Raw genomic sequence first — 13,694 nt, 5'->3', positions numbered from 1 at the left:
TGTATTTATGATTCAAGTTGAGGTATTAAAGAGCAGCTTAATAGAATTAAATAATGAAATCATAGAATTGAGGGCTTCTCTTTGACCTTGAAAAAATGAAGGCAGATATTAGAGATCTAGATGAAAAAATACTAGAAGATGGTTTTTGGAATGATAATCAGAAGGCACAGAAGATAGTTCAAGAAGCAAGTAGTTTAAAAGAGAAGGTCAAAAGCATAGAAGATGTAAAAACACAATATGAAGATTTAAATATACTACTTGAGCTTTCTATAGAAGAAAAGGATGAAGCATCCTTAAGTGACGTTAAAACAGGTATTGAAGAGTTAGAAAAAACTATTAAAGCCTTAAAGTTACAAACATTATTAGATGGAGAATATGACAAGAATAATGCAATACTATCTATACATTCAGGTGCAGGAGGTTTGGATGCTCAAGATTGGGCAGAAATGCTTATGAGAATGTATGTTAGGTGGTGCGAGAGAAGAGGTTTCAAGGTAAATATTCTAGATATACTATCTGATACAGAAGGTGGTATAAAGAGTGTAACAATGATGATTAAGGGAGATTATGCTTATGGATATTTGAAGTCAGAAAAAGGAGTTCATAGATTAGTTAGGATATCTCCATTTGATTCATCAGGTAAGAGACATACATCTTTTGCATCAATTGACGTGATGCCAGATATAAGTGATGATATCGATATAGTAATCAATCCAAATGATATAAGAGTAGATACTTATAGGGCAAGTGGAGCAGGTGGTCAGCATATTAATAAAACTGATTCGGCTATAAGGCTTACACATATACCTACTGGTATAGTAGTACAATGTCAAAATGAAAGGTCACAGCATAGCAACAAAGCTACAGCTATGAAGATGTTGATGGCTAAACTGATTGAGTTAAAAGAACTTGAAAACAAAGAAAAAATAGAGGATTTGCAAGGCAATTATAATCAAATAGCCTGGGGTTCTCAAATAAGGTCCTATGTATTTCATCCATATACAATGGCAAAAGATCATAGAACAAATTTAGAAATAGGAAATATTAATAGTGTTATGGACGGAGATATAGATGCATTTATCAATGAATATCTAAAAAAAGGGGCTGTCTCAAAATAGTCCTAAGGGGGTGTTTCAAAATGAATGGAGGTCAAGACGTTGAAATTCTATCATTCTGATACACCCTATTCAGATTTTAGCTCATCTTAACTAAGAACATATTCCTAATTTTTCACTATAAAAGGTTTAATGAGAAAAACAATTAAAGTTTAATGTTATTTATTCGATTATATAGTAGGGGTAGTATTATGTGATCGGATTTTAAAAGTTGCCTTTAATTTTCTAAGTATTATAGAACGTTAGGTAATTTAGGCAATTTTATATATAAAAATAAACCTATTATTCATAGAAAATTATGAGAAATGAAAGCCCAAATCTGTGATTTTATGTGAATTGCTTACTCATGAGTAGAAAATAGAAATCTATGATTTCTTGCAAATTAACTTATTGCTAGGAATAAAAATGAGTAGTGAGTTATGAATAAAATGAATAGGAGATTCGGATTATAAAGTTAATCAAAGTTATATGAATAATCAGGAATACAATGAGGAGTGATTTATGTAAATGAATTTAGTTGATCAATTAACAAAAGAGTTTAATCTAAAAAAGTTTCAAGTTGTAAATACTTTACAGCTAATAGATGAAGGTAATACTATACCTTTTATTGCAAGATACAGAAAAGAAAAAACAGGTGAATTAAGTGATGTTGTATTAAGAGAGCTGAATGATAGATTACAATACTTAAGGAACTTAGAAGCAAGAAAAGAAGAGGTTATAAGATTAATAGAAGAGCAAGGAAAGCTTACAGTAGAGTTAAAGAAAGAGATTACAGTCTCAGAGACTCTGCAAAGAGTAGAAGATTTATATAGGCCATATAAGCAAAAGAAAAGTACAAGAGCTTCAAAGGCTAAGGAAAAAGGGTTAGATCCATTAGCAGACATTATACATAATCAAGAAATGATAGACGGGTCTATTGAAGAGATAGCGTCCACGTATATTGATGCAGAGAAAGGCGTAAAAAATAGCAAAGAAGCTTTAAAAGGAGCTATGGATATTATAGCAGAGAGAATATCGGATAATCCTGAGTTTAGAAAAAAAATTAGAGATATAATATTTAAAGAGGGTTTAATTATAGTAAATGCTGTAAAGAAAGAAGAAAAATCAGTTTATGAAATGTATTATGATTACAAAGAATTAGTTAGGAATATTTCAAATCATAGGATATTAGCTGTTAATAGAGGAGAAAAAGAAAAATTCCTAAAAGTTAAAATACAATCACCAGATGATAAGATATTAAATTACGTCAAATCAAATGTCATAGTTAATGAAGAAGCTGTAACAACAAAATACTTAATAGATAGTATAGAAGATGGTTATAAAAGGCTGCTTCTCCCTTCAGTTGAAAGAGATATACGTGGTAGTCTAACAGAAAGAGCAGAAACAGAGGCAATAAAAGTATTTGCTAAAAATCTAAAACCATTATTAATGCAAGCTCCTGTAAAGACATCTGTAGTAATGGGTTTTGACCCAGCTTATAGAACAGGCTGTAAGATTGCTGTAGTTGATGCTACGGGTAAGTTGGTGGATTATACAACAGTATATCCAACCAAACCTCAAAATAAAGTTGAAGAAGCTAAAAAAACTTTAAAAAAACTAATACAAAAACATGATATAGATATTATAGCGATAGGAAACGGGACAGCTTCAAGAGAGTCCGAAATGTTTGTATCGGATATGCTTAAAGAAATTGATAAAACAGTTTATTATACAATAGTTAGTGAAGCTGGAGCATCTGTATATTCAGCATCAAAGCTAGCAAATGAAGAATATCCTGATATTAACGTATCAATAAGAGGAGCTATATCAATAGCTAGAAGACTTCAAGATCCATTAGCAGAGCTAGTAAAGATTGATCCAAAGAGTATAGGAGTTGGACAATACCAACATGACTTAAATCAGAAAAATTTAAGTGAAGCTTTGACAAATGTTGTAGAGGATTGTGTTAACAATGTAGGTGTTGATTTGAATACAGCTTCTGTATCACTACTCAAATATATATCAGGTATAAATGCAAGTATAGCAAAAAATGTAGTAGCTTACAGAGAAGAACATGGAAAATTCAATAACAGAGAAGAACTATTAAAAGTAAAAAGATTAGGAGCAAAGGCATATGAGCAAGCAGCAGGTTTCCTTAGAATTTTAGATGGAGAAAATATATTGGATAATACATCTGTCCATCCAGAATCTTATGATATAACCAATGAACTAATGCAAAAGCTAAATTATTTTAAAGATGATATAACTAATAAAAAATTGAGCGATATAGAGCAAAGAGTACTGGATATAGATATTAAGGAAGAAGTTATAGAGCAAACTACACAAGATACAATTAAGGATTTATCGCAGCTAAAGGCATTAATGAAAGCTAAAACAAAGCCAGTAGAATCAAAGACAATAAGAATGAATAAGAGATTAAAAGTACTTTCTGATGAATTAAAGGTTGGTATACCTACATTAAAGGACGTTATAAAAGAAATAACAAAGCCTGGCAGAGACCCAAGGGAAGATATGCCCAAGCCTATATTTAGAAGTGATGTGCTCAAAATGGAAGATTTGCAAATAGGAATGATTATGACAGGTACGGTAAGAAACGTAGTTGATTTTGGAGCTTTTGTTGATATAGGTGTTAAACAAGATGGACTTGTTCATATTTCAGAGTTAAGTAAAAAATTTGTTAAAAATCCAATGACAGTAGTTTCAGTTGGTGATGAAGTAAAAGTGAAAATCATTGATTTAGATTTAGAGAGAAAGAAAGTATCGTTGAGTATTAAGCAAGCATAGTATAATTAAACCCTGATTATTCGTATAACTCCCGATAATATGCTGTAGAGTATTTAATTTTCTATGAATAATCTGGGTTAAAATAAAATAAACAATATTAAAACCTGTACGATAATAAACCCTATTATAGTACAGGTTTTGTATTTGTCATACAATTGTAGGTATTATATAAAAAATGTTTATGATTTTGTTGACGTCTTATAAATTTTTATAAATAAAATAGCAATATATGATTGAGTATTTTAGCGTTTTATTACTAAATACACGAATTATAAAAAAGAATAATAATTATAAATTCGTATTGCAACGAATGAAAAAATATGTTTTAATATAAACATAAGCTTTGATATAATTTGACAAAAAATTATAGATGTTATATTCTATAGATATAAGATGTCTGACATCATAGGACATACACCTATAAAAATGATTTAGGCGTACAGATAAAAGTAAAATATTTTGAATTATCAGACAATATTTTTTCTGATGATTTGAGTAATTATGGATTCATATTATGGGTGGATGAGAAGTAGTACATAATTATACATGCTTTTAAGAAAAAATAAATTCATGTTCTAAAAAAAGGAAGGAGAGTATTGTTGTGAAAATATTAATCAAGGATACAAATCTTTTAACTATGACACAAGAGAATAATACAATAAAGGGAGATATCGCTATTGAAGGGAATATTATAAAATTTATAGGTGATATTCCAGAGGAATTTAAGCCCGATAAAGTTATTGACGGGAAAGATAAATTGGCTATGCCAGGGTTAGTAAACTCACATACACATATAGCTATGTCTTTGTTTAGAAACTATGCGGATGATTTACCATTATGGTCTTGGTTGACAGAAAAAATATGGCCTTTAGAGGAAAAATTAACACCTGAATATTGTTATTGGGGTTCAATGCTTAGCATTGTTGAAATGATTAAATCAGGTACAACATGCTTTGCAGATATGTACTTTTTTATGGACGAAACAGCTAAGGCAATTGAGCAGTCAGGTATAAGAGCTAGTATTTGTCGAGGTTTAATTGGAGACAAGGAAAATGGTTTAGAAAAATTGGAAGCCAACAGAGAATTATATAAAAAATGGCATAGGGGAGCAAATGAAAGAATAAATGTTATGGTAGGTCCACATGCACCATATACATGTGACGATTACTATTTGAAAAAAACTATAGAGCTTGCAAGAGAACTAAATACAGGCTTGCATATTCATTTATCAGAGAGTGCAAAAGAAGTTAAAGACAGCTATGATGCTCTTGGTAAATCACCTATAGAACATGTAAATGATTTAGGATTATTTGATGGACATACTTTAGCTGCTCACTGTGTTCATCTATCAGACAGAGATATAGAAATAATTTCTGAAAAAAATGTTAACATAGCAAATAACCCGGGAAGCAATTTGAAGTTAGGTAATGGGTTTGCAGAGGTAGACAAATTACTTAAAAGAGGAATAAACGTTGCTTTAGGAACTGATGGATCTTCAAGTAATAACAATTTAAATATGTTTGAAGAAATTAATTTAGCTGCAATAATTAACAAAGGTATAAACCAAGATCCAATTTCTGTTTCAGCTTATACAGCTTTAGAAATGGCTACAAAAAATGGTGCAAAAGCATTAATGTTAGAAAATGAAGTTGGAACTATTGAAGTAGGTAAAAAGGCAGATATAGTGCTTATTGATTTAAATAAGCCTCATTTTTATCCTAGACATAATTTAATATCTGCTATGGCTTATAGTGCACAAGCTTCAGATGTTGATACAGTTATAGTTGATGGGAAAATATTAATGGAAAGCTATGAGTTTAAAACACTTGATGTTGAAAAGATTATGTTTAATGCTTCTAGGTGTGCAAATGAATTAATAAAGCTTTAAAATGTGTAGTATACACATACACAATGCATAGGGATATTTAAGGTTTCCTATTCCCTATGCTAACCTTGAAGATAATAAACTAATATATATTAAAAGTTAAAAGAGTATAAACTGCTTTACACATTTTATTAAAGGAGGAAATTTCATGATTAAAGCAATTGAATTTAAAGATGAAGTACTTTATTTGATTGACCAAAGAAAATTACCTGTTTATGAAGAGATTTTTGAGTGTAAAACCTATAAGGAAGTAGAATATGCTATTAAAGAAATGGTCGTTAGGGGAGCACCTGCTATTGGAGCAACAGCAGCATATGGAGCAGTTTTAGCAGCTAAAGAATTTGTAAAAGACGAAAAAAAAGTTTTTTTAGCAGAAATGAAAAAAGCTCTTGATTTAATAAATAAATCAAGACCTACAGCAGTTAATTTAATGTGGGCAGTTAAAAGAATGAAAAATGTTATAGCTGAAAATTCAGACTTAGAACCTTCTGGAATATATGCGAAGATTAAAGAAGAGGCTGATGTAATTCTAAAAGAAGATGTAGAAACAAACAAGCAAATGGCTAAGAATGGTAATGAAATCGTTCCTAATGGTGCAACTATATTGACACATTGTAATACGGGAGCTTTAGCAACTGCAGGTTATGGTACTGCATTAGGGGTTATAAGAGAAGCTCATTACACTGGAAAAAATATATTTGTTTATGCTGATGAAACTAGACCAAGACTTCAGGGCGGTAGACTTACAGCATGGGAATTGGTTAAAGAAGAAATACCTGCAAAGCTTATTGCTGATAATGCAGCAGCCACATTAATAAGAGATGGAAAGATAGATTTGATATTAGTAGGTGCTGACAGAATTGCATTAAATGGAGATACAGCTAACAAAATAGGAACATTTATGCTGTCCGTTATTGCAAAGCAGTACAATGTACCTTTTTATATAGTTGCACCTGTTACAACTATTGATTTTGATATAGAAACAGGAGAGGAAATTGATATAGAGGAAAGAAGCTCTGATGAAGTGACCCATGTATATGGAAATAGAGTAGCACCCGTTGGTATAGATGTTTACAATCCAGCGTTTGACGTAACACCTAATGAAAATATTACAGGTATTATAACTGAAAAGGGAATAGTAAAAGCTCCATTCAAAGACAATATGCTTAAACTCTGATTATTTATATAACTTTGAATAATGTGCTGAATAGTTCTGAATTATAAGATTTCAGTGAATTCGAAGGCATACTGAATTGGTATGTCGAGAATTTAATGGATATCTTATAATCAGAAGGATGTAGTAAAGTATTTAATTTTCTATGAATAATCTGGGTTTTATTAAAGTAGAGGAGGATATGAATGTCTATTACAAATGAAGATAATGTCCATAATAATGCTGTTGAAATAAAATCATTATCATTTAAGTATAAGGATCAGGAAGAAACTAAAGCAATTAGTAACATTAATCTTGAAATAGAAAAAGGACAATTTGTAGTAATTATGGGACCAAGTGGAGCTGGTAAATCTACTTTAGCAAATTGTCTAAATGGATTAATTCCACATTTCATAAAAGGTGAATATGAAGGCAAAGTATGGATACACGGGAAAAATGCTAAGGAAGAATCAGTAAGTAAAATGGCTAAAGATATCGGTTTAGTGTTTCAGGATTTTGAAGCTCAACTTTTTTCCACAAACACTAAATTAGAGATAGCTTTTGGACCAGAAAATTTTAATGTAAACAAGGATGAAATAGAGGAGAGAATACAACGTGTGTTACGTATCGTTGATCTAAAAAGCTTTGAGAATAGACAACCTGCTACATTATCAGGAGGTCAAAAACAGCGTTTAGCAGTAGGTTCTGTATTGGCATGTGAGCCAAATGTGCTTTGTATGGATGAGCCGACTACAGATTTAGATCCAGCGGGTAAATTAGGAATATTTAATATAGCTAAAGAACTTCATCAGAATAAAGATATAACATTAATAATAATAGAGCATGAAACTGAAGAAGCCTTAAATGCTGATAGATTGATAATTATGGAAAACGGTGAGATTATACGAGATGGAAAACCAGAAAATATTTTAAGAGATATTGAAACTACTGATAGAATAGGTATAATGTCACTACAAGTACCAAAATATTTTAGTGAAGTATTAAAATTAGATAATGATAAGCTTCCTCTGAATCCTGAACAAGGTTTTAAAAGCTTTAATGAAAATAGTTTGGAAATTGCTGATGATATGTACAATAAGCTTCTAAAGCAAGATCAAGAAAGAGATGCTAAATATGGTGAAGCTGTTATAAAAGTTAAAGACTTACAACATCAATATCCTAATGGCAAAAAAGCATTAAAGGGTGCTAGTTTAGAAATCCGAGAAGGTGAATTTTTAGCTGTTCTTGGTCACAATGGAAGCGGTAAAACAACAATGGTTAAACACTTTAATGGTTTATTGATGCCAACTGATGGAGATGTAGTAGTATGTGGGAAAAATACGAAAGAGTCTAGTATTTTTGAAATTGGCAAAGAAGTAGGATATGTGTTCCAAAATCCTGATCATCAAATTTTTGCAGATACTGTTTATGATGAAGTAGCATTTAGCCCTAAGATAAGAGGGTGTAGTAAAGAAGAAATAGACATTAGAGTAAAAGAAGCTTTAAGGGCTGTTGAAATGGAAGGTTACGAAAAAGAAGATCCATTTACTTTAACAAAAGGGGAAAGACAAAGAATAGCAGTTGCTTCAATACTTTCAGCAAGACCAAAGGTTATTATACTAGATGAACCAACAACTGGATTAGATTATAAAGAGCAAAGAGCTATGATGGAATTGATTAAAAAGCTTAACGAAGAAGGACATACTATAATAATGATTACTCATACAATGTGGGTTGTTTCAGAGTATGCTCATAGAGTTGCAGTTGTTAAAGATGGCAAGATTGAAATGTATGGTAAAACTAGAGATGTATTTAGTAAGGAAAAGGAACTATTAGATTTATATTTAAAAACACCTCATATAGTGAGTTTAAGCAACAAAATTGGAAAAACACTATTATCTATAGACGAAATGATTAAGTGCACTAAAGGGGGAATTTAAATATGGATATGTTTTTATATTTAGACAAGGATACTTTTTTACACAAATTAGATCCAAGAACTAAATTAGCTATTATGTTTGGAAGTTTTGTTGTTGCTTTAATGTTTAATTCCTTAGTGATTTTAGGAATATTAGGTGCTGTAATAATTTTATATGGTTTATCAGGTAAGGTTTTATCTAACCTTAAAAGAATAAGAGTTATACTTTTCATGATTGCTTTGATATCGATTATAATGTGGAGTTTAATGAAAGGTGGTCCGACAAAATTATTAGGACCTATTACCTTAGAAGGTTTTATTTATGGTATTACTATAGGCGTTAAATTTGATGTCATGATAATTTCAGGTATGATATTTTTGAGTTCTACAAAGATTGAAGAAATATCTTTGGGCTTAGTTAAACTTAAAGTGCCTTATAGAGGTGCATTTGCTTTTTCAACAGCAATAAGACTAGTACCAATGATTGTTGGAACTGCACAGACTATAACACAAGCACAGAAATCAAGAGGGCTTGATTTAGACTCTGGTTCAATTTTAGAAAGAATGAAGAAATATATTCCATTATTAATACCTACTTTAATTTCAGTTATTAGAGGGACAAACATTTTTGCAATGGCATTAGAATCAAAAGGATTTGGTTATGATGTCAATAGAACAAGCTATTTAGATTGTAAGTTTAGAACTATAGACTATCTGTTTGTATTTATGACTTTAGCAATAATGATATTTTCTATATATGCAAAAGTAAAATTAATCTAGGGGTGATGAAATGATAGAGAAGGCTATAATTGGAGGAACAGGCGTTTATGATGCTGGTGCAAATAGTTACGTTAAAATTGTAGAAACTAAATATGGAAGTGTTGAATTAAATGTTGTAGAGTATAATGGCAGTGAGATAGCGTTTTTAGCTAGACATGGTAAAGATCATTCAACACCACCGCATTTAATTAATTATAGAGCTAATATGATGGCATTAAAAAAAGTTGGAGTTAAATATATCTATTCAACAGCAGCAGTTGGTTCTTGTAATGAGCATTATGCTCCAGGTGATGTTGTAATTATAAATGATTTTTTAGATTTTACTAAATTAAGACCAGTGACATTCTTTGAAGGTGGCAAAGATCCTGTTAAACATACGGACATGAGTGATCCATATTGTAAGAATCTAAGAAAGTTATTTAGTGAAATAGCTCCTAAATATGATATAGATATAAAAGGGGATGCAGTTTATACTTGCACAGAAGGACCAAGATTTGAGACAGGAGCTGAGATAAAATACTATAACAAAATTGGAGGTGATGTTGTAGGAATGACTAATGTTCCAGAAGTAGTTTTAGCAAAAGAACTAGGTATGTGCTATAGTACAATTGGAATTATAACTAACTGGTGTACAGGTTTTAAAAGTGAAGAAATTACTTTGCATGACATACAGGGAGCATTAGTAAGTAATAAAGATAAGATTACAAAAGCATTTATGGAAATTTTAAGTAGTGACTTAAGTCAAGAAAATTGTATGTGTACTAAAGCAGTCATCCAGTTGTAAAATCTAAAAAGGGAGTGTTTATGACATGAAAGAAGTATTTAGAATGTGGAATAATACAAAAATGGTAGTTTTAGTAGCTCTTTGTGCAGGATTATATGCAGCTTTATTAATACCTTTTAAGAGTCTTGTTTTGATACCTGGTATAACAGAAGTAAGACCTGCGAGTGCTCTACCAGTAGTTATGGGATTATTATTTGGTCCTGCTGGAGCGTGGGGAGCAGCAATAGGTAACTTAATAGGAGATTTTTTTGGTTCATTAGGAGTAGGAAGTATTTTTGGATTTGTTGGTAATTTTATGTTTGCATATGTTCCATATAAACTATGGAATAATTTAGGATTAGTAAAGAAAGACAAAGAACCAGATTTAAAATCAGGTAAAAAAATTGTTACATTTGTTATTGTTTCAATACTAGGAAGTATGTCTTGTGCATTAGTTATTGCAGCAGGCTTAGATATTCTAAATATGGTTCCATTTGCAGCTTTAGGTACTATAATAACTCTTAATAATTCAATACCTTCAATAGTTTTAGGTATACCTGTATTGATGTTACTATATCCTAGGATTAAAAAATGGGATTTATTATATACAGATATAATGGATAAAAGAGATCTTCCTAGAGAAGGGGGATTAGCTAAGATTGGAGCAATGGTTATGGTTTTAACTATTGTAATAGGCTTAGGTGGAGGTCTTGCTTTAGCTTTAGGTGCTGGTCAGGCAGCTTTTAGTGCTGGTTTTGCGGCAGGTGGAGCAGGAACAGCATCTGTTGGAGCAGTATCAGGTATAGCAAGTGCAATGCTAATAATATCTGGAATTTTACAATAATTGAAATTATTGAAGCTGAAGGAAGCTTTATTTCCTTCAGCTTATAATGCTATCATGAGGTACAATTTTTTTTGAAGACTACTTTATAATAAATAAAAAAATTAATATTAGGAGGATTATGAAATGAGCGTGAAATATGAAGCAATAAGACAAAGTATTATTGATATAGGAATTGAGATGGCTGATTCAGCATTAGTAGTAGGAACTTGGGGTAACATAAGTGCTAGAGTACCGGGAGAAGATTATATAGCTATTACACCAAGTGGTGTTGATTATCATGCTATTAAACCTGAAGATATAGTAATACTAGATATGGAAGGAAATATCATTGACAGTGACAAAAAGCCTTCAATTGAAAGCCACATGCATTTGGCTGTATATAAAGATAGAAAAGATGTAAATGCTGTGATACATACACATAGCACTTACTGTACAGCAATGGCTATTGCAAGAAAACCTATTCCGGCAGCGGCAGAAGATATGGTTCAGATAGTTGGAGGAGATGTCAGAGTAAGTGAATATTTCTTACCAGGTTCACAAGAATTAGCACATTCTGCAACTGAGGCTTTAAAAGGAAGAAATGCCGTTATATTAGCAAACCATGGTTGTTTAGGAGCAGGAAAAGATTTAAAAGAAACATTAAAGATAGTTTCAGTAGTTGAAAAATCAGCTCAAGCTACTATTTATGCAAATATTCTAGGCGGAGTTGTTGAATTAGAACAAAAAGATGTTGACTTTATGAGAGATTTTTACTTAAATAAATACGGCCAAAGATAAGGAGGTATATTATGAAATTCGATACTAAGTCTATACATGCAGGAGCTAATGGAAACAACCCTAATAATGCACTTAATCCGCCTATATTTCAAACATCTACGTTTGTATTTGACAGCATAGATCAAGTTAAAAAGGTTATGGCATTTGAAAGTGATGACTATGTTTATACCAGAGGAAATAATCCAACACTAAGGTTACTTGAAAATAGAATGGCAGAACTTGAATGTGGAAATGCGGCAGTAGCATTTGCATCTGGGATGGCAGCAATAAGCAGTACATTATTTTCCTTTTTGAAACCTAAAGATACTGTTATAGTTCATAAAACACTATATGGTTCTAGTTTTAATGTAGTTACAAAGGTATTACCACAATATGATGTGAATTATAAAGTAGTTGACATGACTAAAACTGATGAATTAGAAAAGGTAATAGATGCAAATACTAAGGTTATATATTTTGAAACACCTTCTAATCCAAATTTGAGCATTGTAGATATTAAAAAAGTAGTTGAAGTAGCTAAAAAGAATGATATAAAGGTAGTTGTAGATAATACATTTGCTACTCCTTATTTTCAAAATCCACTTGAAATGGGAGTAGATGTAGTTGTTCATAGTGCTACAAAATATATATGTGGTCATGGGGATGTAGTAGCTGGTATTGCAGTATCTAAGGATGTAGACTATATAAATACACTTAAATTTGACTATATGTGTGAATTTGGTGGAGTAATGAGTCCATTTAATGCATGGTTATTATTAAGAGGTTTGAAAACATTAGGTGTAAGAATGAGACAGCATGAAGCAAATGCTATGAAGGTTGCTAAATTTCTTTCTAAACATCCTAAAGTTAAATCAGTTATGTATCCAGGTTTAGAAGAATTTGAAGGTCATGAAGTAGCAAAATCTCAAATGCGAGGATATGGAGCAATGATAAGCTTCGAAATAGATGGAGATTTGGAAACAGCTATAAGAGTTGTTGATAATGTTAAGCTTATAAAATTAGCTGTTAGTTTAGGTGATTGTGAAACGCTTATTGAATTACCTGCTGCTATGACTCATAGTGGTTATCCTAAGGAAGAACTCGTTAAATTTGGGTTAACAGAAAGCATGATAAGAATATCAGTTGGATTAGAAGATTCAGAAGATATAATTAAAGACTTAGAAAATGCTCTTTCAAACATATAACAAGGCGCAAGATGTCCCCAATTTCCATAGTTGGCGGGTACCGATTGGATTTAATAAGTGGCGTGCATATCACCCGCCATGTTGAAACGGTGTGTTGCGATTACTACGTAATTGCCTCCAATGTTATAAAGATAAGAAATTAGTCTTTCATTATAGTTTGTTTGAATGATTGAAAATATGAAGCTATTATTTAAAAAGAAACTAAACACAAAGTTCTAGTATATGTAGTTTAATGTGCAATTTATATATGCATGAATAGGAGGTCATAATGTGAAATTAGTTGTTTTAGCTCTAATTACTGGAATTGTTACCGGAATGATATTTACAGCTGTAAAGCTGCCAATTCCAGCACCTCCCACAGTAGCAGGAGTTGCAGGTATAGTAGGTATACTAATAGGAGCGAAAATTGTGGAATATCTTAAAGATGTCTTGTTCTAGATTTGTTATAAATAAAGATATAAACATATCAAAAGATATCAGACATCTTATGT

Annotated in this window: 11 protein-coding genes; all 11 read left to right on the top strand. The window is 31.3% G+C overall.

Annotated elements, in window-relative coordinates:
* Positions 1-7 precede the first annotated feature (7 nt).
* The 11 genes from prfB to AYC61_RS17570 all read left to right on the top strand — a co-directional run bounded on the left by prfB (position 8) and on the right by AYC61_RS17570 (position 13,641).
* Positions 8-1,118, top strand: a protein-coding gene (gene prfB, locus AYC61_RS17620) for a peptide chain release factor 2 (RefSeq protein ID WP_202906869.1) whose coding sequence is annotated in 2 segments (ribosomal slippage) — positions 8-82 and positions 84-1,118 — 1,110 coding nt in all. Because the reading frame shifts where the segments join, the coding sequence is not laid out codon by codon here.
* A 504-nt stretch (positions 1,119-1,622) separates the two neighbouring features.
* Positions 1,623-3,899: a Tex family protein gene (locus AYC61_RS17615; protein ID WP_066505864.1), complete on the top strand. Its 2,277-nt coding sequence runs from the start codon at positions 1,623-1,625 to the stop codon at positions 3,897-3,899.
* Positions 3,900-4,500: 601 nt separating this feature from the next.
* Entirely contained in the window at positions 4,501-5,787 is a 1,287-nt protein-coding gene (locus AYC61_RS17610) for an amidohydrolase (RefSeq protein ID WP_066505854.1), read from the top strand.
* A 145-nt stretch (positions 5,788-5,932) separates the two neighbouring features.
* Positions 5,933-6,961: an S-methyl-5-thioribose-1-phosphate isomerase gene (gene mtnA, locus AYC61_RS17605; RefSeq protein WP_066505851.1), complete on the top strand. Its 1,029-nt coding sequence runs from the start codon at positions 5,933-5,935 to the stop codon at positions 6,959-6,961.
* Positions 6,962-7,143: 182 nt separating this feature from the next.
* On the top strand, positions 7,144-8,877 hold the full coding sequence (locus tag AYC61_RS17600) for an ABC transporter ATP-binding protein (RefSeq protein ID WP_066505845.1): 1,734 nt from the start codon (positions 7,144-7,146) through the stop codon (positions 8,875-8,877).
* A gap of 2 nt (positions 8,878-8,879) precedes the next feature.
* Complete coding sequence (locus AYC61_RS17595) at positions 8,880-9,635, top strand: energy-coupling factor transporter transmembrane component T family protein (RefSeq protein ID WP_066505842.1); 756 nt, start codon at positions 8,880-8,882, stop codon at positions 9,633-9,635.
* A 10-nt stretch (positions 9,636-9,645) separates the two neighbouring features.
* Positions 9,646-10,419 (top strand): S-methyl-5'-thioinosine phosphorylase, encoded by a 774-nt coding sequence (locus AYC61_RS17590; protein WP_242866831.1) that lies wholly within the window; start codon positions 9,646-9,648, stop codon positions 10,417-10,419.
* Between the two features lie 25 nt (positions 10,420-10,444).
* Complete coding sequence (locus AYC61_RS17585; protein WP_066505835.1) at positions 10,445-11,242, top strand: QueT transporter family protein; 798 nt, start codon at positions 10,445-10,447, stop codon at positions 11,240-11,242.
* Between the two features lie 123 nt (positions 11,243-11,365).
* Positions 11,366-12,019: a class II aldolase/adducin family protein gene (locus AYC61_RS17580; protein ID WP_066505833.1), complete on the top strand. Its 654-nt coding sequence runs from the start codon at positions 11,366-11,368 to the stop codon at positions 12,017-12,019.
* An 11-nt stretch (positions 12,020-12,030) separates the two neighbouring features.
* Positions 12,031-13,203 (top strand): trans-sulfuration enzyme family protein, encoded by a 1,173-nt coding sequence (locus AYC61_RS17575; RefSeq protein ID WP_066505830.1) that lies wholly within the window; start codon positions 12,031-12,033, stop codon positions 13,201-13,203.
* A 270-nt stretch (positions 13,204-13,473) separates the two neighbouring features.
* Complete coding sequence (locus AYC61_RS17570; RefSeq protein ID WP_066505828.1) at positions 13,474-13,641, top strand: XapX domain-containing protein; 168 nt, start codon at positions 13,474-13,476, stop codon at positions 13,639-13,641.
* Positions 13,642-13,694 lie beyond the last annotated feature (53 nt).

This window comes from Abyssisolibacter fermentans (assembly GCF_001559865.1).
Lineage (GTDB): Bacteria > Bacillota > Clostridia > Tissierellales > MCWD3 > Abyssisolibacter > Abyssisolibacter fermentans.
This window is presented reverse-complemented; position numbering and strand designations above follow the sequence as displayed.

Coding starts and splice junctions, on each gene's coding strand:
- AYC61_RS17615 (WP_066505864.1), top strand. CDS start 1,623: ATGAATTTAGTTGATCAATTAACAAAAGAGTTTAATCTAAAAAAGTTT.
- mtnA (WP_066505851.1), top strand. CDS start 5,933: ATGATTAAAGCAATTGAATTTAAAGATGAAGTACTTTATTTGATTGAC.
- AYC61_RS17600 (WP_066505845.1), top strand. CDS start 7,144: ATGTCTATTACAAATGAAGATAATGTCCATAATAATGCTGTTGAAATA.
- AYC61_RS17595 (WP_066505842.1), top strand. CDS start 8,880: ATGGATATGTTTTTATATTTAGACAAGGATACTTTTTTACACAAATTA.
- AYC61_RS17590 (WP_242866831.1), top strand. CDS start 9,646: ATGATAGAGAAGGCTATAATTGGAGGAACAGGCGTTTATGATGCTGGT.
- AYC61_RS17585 (WP_066505835.1), top strand. CDS start 10,445: ATGAAAGAAGTATTTAGAATGTGGAATAATACAAAAATGGTAGTTTTA.
- AYC61_RS17580 (WP_066505833.1), top strand. CDS start 11,366: ATGAGCGTGAAATATGAAGCAATAAGACAAAGTATTATTGATATAGGA.
- AYC61_RS17575 (WP_066505830.1), top strand. CDS start 12,031: ATGAAATTCGATACTAAGTCTATACATGCAGGAGCTAATGGAAACAAC.